Here is a 7293-nt window from a genome sequence, read left to right as displayed (position 1 = left end):
GGGGAGGCGGGGGGCCTGGGGGCCGGGCTCGGCATGCCCCGTACCGTGCCGTCGGGCTCCAGGAACGCGGGGCCGCCGCCGGGCACCATGCCGAGTTCGCGGGCCCGGCGCTCCAGCGCGTCGGGGGCGGAGCGGGCGTCGACGTCCCGCTGGAGCGCCTGCTCCTCGTCGGTGAGTTCGGTGGTCTTCTTCCGCAGTTCGCTCAGCTTGAAGGAGCCCTGGCTGAGGGAGGTGTTGAGCAGCAGGAGCCCGATCAGGCCCCCGCCGAGGAGGACGACGACGAGCAGGACGAAGGGGGTGCGGGCGGCGGTGCTCGGCCCGGACGGCATGAGCCGGGCAAGCCTGGCCGCACGCCCCTTCAGGGGTCCTGCCTTCGTCACACGTCCTCCCGGATCCGTTCCGCGCCGCGCAGCCGGGCGGGCGCCGCCCTGCGGTTCTCGGCGACCTCCTCCTCGGTGGGAAGTTCGGCGCCTCGGGTCAGGAGCTTGAGCCGGGGCTGGTACTGCTCGGGGACGACGGGCAGACCGGGCGGCGCCGTGGTGGCGGCGCCGCCGGCGAAGACCTGTTTGACGAGCCGGTCCTCCAGCGAGTGGTACGACAGGACGGCGATGCGGCCGCCGACGGCGAGCCTCCGCACGGCGGCCGGGATGGCCCGCTCCAGGACGGCGAGCTCGCCGTTGACCTCGATCCGCAGGGCCTGGAAGGTCCGCTTGGCGGGGTTGCCGCCGGTCCGCTTGGCGGCCTGCGGCAGAGCGTCGCGGATGAGTTCGACGAGGCGGGCACTGCGGCTGAACGGCGCCTTCTCGCGCTCCCGCACGATGGCCGACACGATCCGCTTGGCCTGCTTCTCCTCGCCGTACGCGCGCAGGATCCGGACCAGCTCGCCGGGCGGGTAGGTGTTGAGGACCTCGGCGGCGCTCATGCCGGTCGACTGGTCCATGCGCATGTCGAGCGGGGCGTCCTGGGCGTAGGCGAAGCCTCGGTCGGCCTCGTCGAGCTGCATGGAGGAGACACCGAGGTCGAACAGGACGCCCTGGACGCGCGGGACGCCGAGCCGGTCGAGCACGTCGGGCAGCTCGTCGTACACGGCGTGGACGAGCGTGGCGCGGTCGCCGAACCGGGCGAGGCGCTCTCCGGAGAGCCGCAGGGCCTCGGTGTCCCGGTCCAGGGCGATCAGCCGTGCCTCGGGGAACCGGGTGAGCAGGGCCTCGCTGTGGCCGCCGAGGCCGAGGGTGCAGTCCACGACGGCCGCGCCGGGCCGGTCCAGCGCGGGGGCGAGCAGATCCAGGCACCGCCGGAGCATCACGGGGACATGCCGGGTGTTCCCGTCCGGCCGTTCGCCGTCGTCCTTGTCGGGGAGCTCCACCGGATCGGCTCCGGCGGCACCCCCATCGCGCCCTGTCATCTGCCCTCTCAGGTCCGGCGCGGCGTACGTACCGCCGGACCCCCGGCGCCGGAGAGGGCGTCGGCCGACCGGCGAGCGGAGGAGGCCGAGCCGTACATGCCGCCGCACACGCGGAGGAGAACCGCGGAAATCGCTCGGAATTCGCTCAATGTCTCCGTGAACTTCGCGCCACTCTAGTCCACTCCCCCGCACGGTCAATCAACCGGCCAGCGCGTCGCCCCGGGGGCCCGCGCGGGCGGACCAACCGGGACAGATCACCCGCCCGGCCGCGCTCTTCTCGCCTCTGTGGGTTACCTCACAACGGGCCTCATTGACGCTCTTTGTCCCATCTCACAGCGAGCCCGCCGAGGTCGTGCCCATTAACGTCGTAGCTATGTCGACTTCCGCGCATCTCCCGACCGCCTCGGAACTCCCGGACGAGACGGTCACCGACCGCCTCATCGAGTCGAACCGCCGCTACGCCGCGGAGTTCACCGACCCGGGGATGGACGCGCGACCTGTGCTGAAGGTGGCCGTCGTCGCCTGCATGGACGCCCGTCTCGACCTGCACGCCGCGCTGGGGCTGAGTCTGGGCGACTGCCACACCATCCGCAACGCGGGCGGCGTGGTCACGGACGACGTGATCCGCTCGCTCACCATCAGCCAGCGGGCCCTGGGCACCCGGAGCATCGTGCTCGTGCACCACACCGGCTGCGGTCTGGAGAAGATCACCGAGGGCTTCCGCGACGAGCTGGAGGAGGAGGTCGGGCAGCGTCCGACCTGGGCGGTGGAGGCGTTCCGGGACGTCGACCAGGACGTGCGCCAGTCGATGCAGCGGGTGCGCACCTCTCCGTTCCTCACGCACCGGGACGACGTGCGGGGCTTCGTCTTCGACGTGAGCACGGGCCTGATGCGCGAGGTCGACCCGAAGGCCACGGCCCGCTGAGCCGCGGACTGAACACGCCGAACCCCTGACATATCACCCGCGGTTATCCACAGCCGAGTGACACCGGGCTGTACGCCAACAAGAATGCGGGAGTGACACCTCCTGCGGAACGCCGGGAAGGCGCTCCGCAGGTGGTGTCCGTGTTTCTGGGTGGGCCGTGCCGTCCGTCATGCACCGGCCCATGGACGAAGGGCCGAGGAGGGCCGGGTGACGACCTATGACGATCGAGCGAGCCTCGCGGATCTGACCACCACAGCGGAGCGGGTCCGCCGGTCGGTGGAGGGTGTGATCGAGGGCAAGCCCGAGGTCGTACGGCTCTCGCTGACCGTACTGCTGGCCGAGGGACATCTGCTCATCGAGGATGTCCCGGGCGTCGGCAAGACCATGCTGGCGAAGGCACTGGCGCGGTCCATCGACTGCTCCGTGCGGCGTATCCAGTTCACGCCGGACCTGCTGCCGTCGGACATCACGGGTGTCTCCGTGTACGACCAGCAGCGGCGTGAGTTCGAGTTCAAACCGGGCGCGATCTTCTCGCAGATCGTGATCGGCGACGAGATCAACCGGGCGTCGCCGAAGACCCAGTCGGCTCTGCTGGAGTCGCTGGAGGAGCGCCAGGTCACCATCGACGGGAAGTCGTACGAGCTGCCGAGCCCGTTCATGGTGGTGGCCACGCAGAACCCGGTGGAGATGGAAGGAACGTATCCGCTTCCGGAGGCGCAGCGTGACCGCTTCATGGCGCGCGTCTCGATCGGCTACCCGAGCGCCGACGCGGAGCTGCGGATGCTCGACACGCACGGCTCGGTGTCGCCGCTCGACGACCTCCAGCCGGTGGCGCACGCCCACGACGTCGTGAAGCTGATCGACGCGGTCCGCGCGGTCCATGTGGCCGACGCGGTCCGGCGGTACGCGGTGGATCTCGTCGGGGCGACCCGGACACACTCCGATCTGAGACTGGGCGCCTCGCCGCGCGCGACGCTTCACCTGCTGCGTGCCGCGAAGGCGTCCGCCGCGCTGAGCGGGCGTGAGTACACGCTCCCGGACGATGTGCAGGCACTGGCCGTGCCCGTGCTGGCGCACCGGCTGCTGCCGACCGCGCAGGCACAGCTCAACCGGCGGACCGCCGAGCAGGTCGTCACGGACATCCTGCAGCGCACGCCCGTACCGGCCGTGGCGCAGCAGCAGTCCGGTGACGCGTTCTTCGGCCGGCGGCCGCCCGGCCTGCGGCGGCTGTGATGGCGGCCGGGGAGCCCGCGGCCCCGGACGGCGCGGTCAAGGGCGGTGTGCGGGGCGCCCTCGGCGGGCTGACGACGCGCGGCCGCTCCTTCCTGGCCGCCGGGGTGGCCGCGGCGGCCTGCGCGTACGTTCTGGGACAGCCGGACCTGCTCCGGGTGGGGCTGCTGCTGGCCGCGCTGCCGCTGGTGTGCGTGGCCGTGCTGTACCGCACGCGCTACCGGGTCACGGGCAGCCGGTGGCTCAGCCCCCAGCGGGTGGCCGCGGGCGCCGAGACGCGGGTGCGGCTGCGGATGGACAACGTCTCGCGGCTCCCCACGGGGCTGCTGATGCTCCAGGACCATGTGCCGTACGTGCTGGGGCCGCGGCCGCGGTTCGTGTTGGACCGGGTGGAGCCGGGCGGCAAGCGGGAGGTGTCCTACCGGGTCCGCTCGGACCTGCGCGGACGCTATCCGCTGGGGCCGCTGCAGCTGCGGCTGAGCGATCCGTTCGGGATGTGCGAGCTGACCCGCTCGTTCAGCGCGTACGACCTGCTGACGGTCATACCGCGGACGGAGCCGCTGCCGCCGGTCCGGCTCGCCGGTGAGGCGCCGGGGTACGGCGACGGGCGCCAGCGCTCGCTGGCGCAGGCCGGCGAGGACGACGTGATCCCTCGCGGGTACCGGTACGGCGACGATCTGCGCCGGGTGCACTGGCGGTCCACCGCGCGGTACGGCGAGCTGATGGTGCGCCGCGAGGAGCAGCCGCAGCAGGCCAGGTGCACGGTGCTGCTGGACACTCGGGCGGACGCGTACGAGAGCGGCGGGCCGGACTCGTCGTTCGAGTGGGCGGTGTCGGGCGCGGCGTCGGTGATCACGCACATGCTGGAGCGCGGCTACGCGGTGCGGCTGCTCACGGACACCGGCGACACGCTGCCGGGCGACGGCTCCGACGGGTATGTCGCGCCGGGCCATGACGCGGCGGACACGGCGGGTCTGATGATGGACACGCTCGCGGTGGTCGACCACTCCGAGGAGGCTGGGCTGGCCCGCGCCCACGATGTGCTGCGGGCCGGTGGCGAAGGGCTGCTGATCGCCTTCTTCGGGGACCTCGACGAGGCGCAGGCCGAGCTCGCGGGCCGGATGCGGCGGCGCAGCGGGGCGGCGGTCGCGTTCGTCCGGGACAGTGGCACGGCGGCGTCGGACGCGGTGCGCCACCTCCAGGAGGCGGGCTGGTCCGCGTCGGCCGTACGGCCGGGGGACTCCCTCGCGGAGCTGTGGCGGCACGCCGGGCCCGGCGCGGGCGTGACGGACGCCGGGCCGGGTGTGGCCGGTGGTGGAACGACTGGGTTCTCCGGGGGTTGGTCATGAGTGGCGGCGGACGACTGACGGTGTGTGCCCTGGTCGCCACGGTGGCGGCGGCGTGCGCGCTGCTGCCGCTGGTCGGCGAGGTCGGCTGGATCGTCCAGGCGGCCCTGCTGCTGGCGGTCGTCAGCGGGGTGGGCGCGGCGGCCAGGCGGGTGCCGGTGGCGCGCCCCCTGACGGTGGCGGCCCAGGCCGCCGTGGCCCTCGTGCTGCTCACCGTGCTCTTCGCGCGGGAGCATGCGGTGGCCGGGCTCCTGCCGACCCCGGCGGTGTTCCAGCGGTTCGGCGCGCTGCTGACCGCGGGCGCCGAGGACGTGGGGCAGTACGCGATCCCGGCCCCGGCGACGGACGGTATCCGGCTGATGCTGGTCGGCGGAGTGCTGGTGATCGGGCTCGCGGTGGACGCGCTCGCGGTGACGTTCCGCAGCGCGGCCCCGGCCGGGCTGCCGCTCCTCGCGCTGTACTCGGTCGCGGCCGGGCTGTCGGGCGGCGGTGGCGCGAGCTGGCTGTGGTTCCTGGTGGCGGCCTCCGGGTATCTGGTGCTGCTGCTGGCGGAGGGCCGGGACCGGCTGGCCCAGTGGGGCCGGGTCTTCGGCGGCCCCAAGCCGACGCCGGGCGGCCCGGCGGCGTTCGGTGCGCCGGACGGCTCGGCGCCCGCACCACTGCGTACGGGGCGGCGGATCGGTGCGCTGGCCCTGGGGATCGCGCTGGTGGTGCCCGCGGCGCTGCCGTCCCTGAGCGGCGGCCTGCTGGGCACGGGCGGCAGCGGCGGCGGGCCGGGCGGCGGAGGCACGATCTCGGCGGTGAACCCGCTGGTGTCGCTCCGGGACAATCTGATCCAGCCGGAGGACCGGGAGGTCCTGCGGTACCGCAGCAACGCGGAGGACGGCTCCGGCCTGTATCTGCGGCTCGTGTCGCTGGACCAGTTCGACGGCACGGCGTGGAAGACCTCGGTGCGCGGCGTCGAGGACGTGCCGGAGCGGCTGCCGGCGCCGGTCGGGCTGAGCGGCCGGACCGGCACCACGGAGATCCGGACGAACATCTCGGCGTCAGGCTCGTACGAGCAGAAGTGGCTGCCGATGCCGTACCCGGCGACCGCTGTGGACATCGACGGGCGCTGGCGGTACGAGCCGGTCGGCCGGATGCTCGTCGGCGACGACGGGCAGACGACGAGCGGCGCCCGGTACTCGGTGAGCAGCCTGGTCGTGCGGCCGACCGCCGAGCAGCTGGCCGCGGCGCCGGAGGCGCCGGGCACGCTGCTGCGGGAGTACACGCGCGTGCCGGACGCGCTGCCCCGCGATGTGAAGGCCACGGCCCTGCGGGTGACGGCGGGCGCGAAGAACGACTACGAGCGGGCCGTCAGGCTGCAGGACTGGTTCGCGGCGGAGGGCGGCTTCCAGTACGACACGTCGGTGTCGTCGGGGACGGGTGTCGCGGCGATATCCCGGTTCCTGGAGCAGAAGAAGGGCTTCTGCGTCCACTTCTCGTTCGCAATGGCGGCGATGGCCCGCACGCTGAACGTGCCGGCCCGGGTCGCGGTCGGGTTCATGCCGGGGACACCGTCGGGTGACGGCACGGTGTCGGTGTCCATCAAGGACGCGCACGCGTGGCCGGAGCTGTACTTCGAGGGGGTGGGCTGGACCCGGTTCGAGCCCACGCCGTCGCGGGGTTCCGTCCCGGACTACGCCATACCGGACGCGCCGGCCGGTCAGGACCCGGGCCAGGCGGAGCCCGCCCCGCACCAGTCGGCGACGCCGTCGACGGAGCCTTCGCCGCAGGACACCTGCGCGGTGCAGGTCGCCGGGCCGGAGGGGTGCGAGGGGGCGACGCCGCAGGGCGCGGAGCCGCCCTCGGACGCGGGGCTGCCGCTGGGGCGGGTGCTGCTGACCTTGGCGGTGGCCGCGGTGGTCGTCCTGATACCGCTGACGCCGATGCTGTGGCGGCGGCGGCTGCGGGCCCGGCGGCTCGGGGCCGCGGCGCGTGCGGCCGAGGATGTGACGGCCGGGACGCTGGCGGTGTGGCAGGAGGTCGTGGACACGGCCTGGGACCACGGAATCGTTCCGGACGAGTCGCTGACCGCGCGCGGTACGGCCGAGCGGCTGGTCCGGCTGGGGAAGCTGGAGGGCACGGCCGCCGAGGCGGTGCACAGGGTGGCGGGCGCGGTCGAGCAGGTGCTGTACGCGCCGGCGCCCCGGGGCGTGGACGGGCTGGCGGAGGACGCCGTGCGGGTCCGTGCGGGACTGCTGGCCACGCAGTCGCGCGGGGCCCGGCTGCGGGCGCTGCTCGCGCCACGGTCGGTGGCGCGGGTGGTCTGGGCGCTGTCGCAGCGCCGCACGGCCGCGGCGCGGCGCTGGGCGGACCGCCGCACCCGTTGGTCCGCGGAGCTGCGC

6 protein-coding genes are annotated in these 7293 nt (G+C 73.9%); 4 read left to right on the top strand and 2 right to left on the bottom strand.

The genetic code is table 11. From position 1 onward, the window contains the following. Together FVS66_RS05075 and rsmH are read right to left on the bottom strand one after the other, a co-directional pair. Window positions 1-329, bottom strand: a 329-nt coding sequence (locus FVS66_RS05075; RefSeq protein WP_399224894.1) for a septum formation initiator family protein, incomplete at its 3' end; no start/stop codon positions are given. 47 nt (window positions 330-376) lie between these two features. Then, window positions 377-1303: a 16S rRNA (cytosine(1402)-N(4))-methyltransferase RsmH gene (gene rsmH, locus FVS66_RS05070; protein WP_262386816.1), complete on the bottom strand. Its 927-nt coding sequence runs from the start codon at window positions 1301-1303 to the stop codon at window positions 377-379. A 475-nt stretch (window positions 1304-1778) separates the two neighbouring features. On the opposite strand from rsmH, the gene FVS66_RS05065 reads away from it, so the two are divergent. From FVS66_RS05065 to FVS66_RS05050, 4 genes are all read left to right on the top strand, one after another. Next, entirely contained in the window at window positions 1779-2330 is a 552-nt protein-coding gene (locus tag FVS66_RS05065; RefSeq protein WP_187645389.1) for a carbonic anhydrase, read from the top strand. 207 nt (window positions 2331-2537) lie between these two features. Then, window positions 2538-3563, top strand: coding sequence for a MoxR family ATPase (locus FVS66_RS05060; protein ID WP_149179778.1), 1026 nt, complete (start codon window positions 2538-2540; stop codon window positions 3561-3563). Beyond that, window positions 3563-4909, top strand: coding sequence for a DUF58 domain-containing protein (locus FVS66_RS05055; protein WP_149179777.1), 1347 nt, complete (start codon window positions 3563-3565; stop codon window positions 4907-4909). Before FVS66_RS05060 ends, FVS66_RS05055 begins: the two co-directional genes overlap by 1 nt. Continuing rightward, window positions 4906-7293 (top strand): DUF3488 and transglutaminase-like domain-containing protein (locus FVS66_RS05050; protein ID WP_149179776.1); only part of this gene is annotated, 2388 nt, incomplete at its 3' end. The genes FVS66_RS05055 and FVS66_RS05050, both read left to right, overlap by 4 nt.

Source organism: Streptomyces sp. TRM49041 (genome assembly GCF_008271805.1).
Classification (GTDB): Bacteria; Actinomycetota; Actinomycetes; order Streptomycetales; family Streptomycetaceae; genus Streptomyces.
The sequence above is the reverse complement of the archived record's forward strand: the minus strand, read 5'-3'. Positions and strand labels throughout refer to the sequence as shown.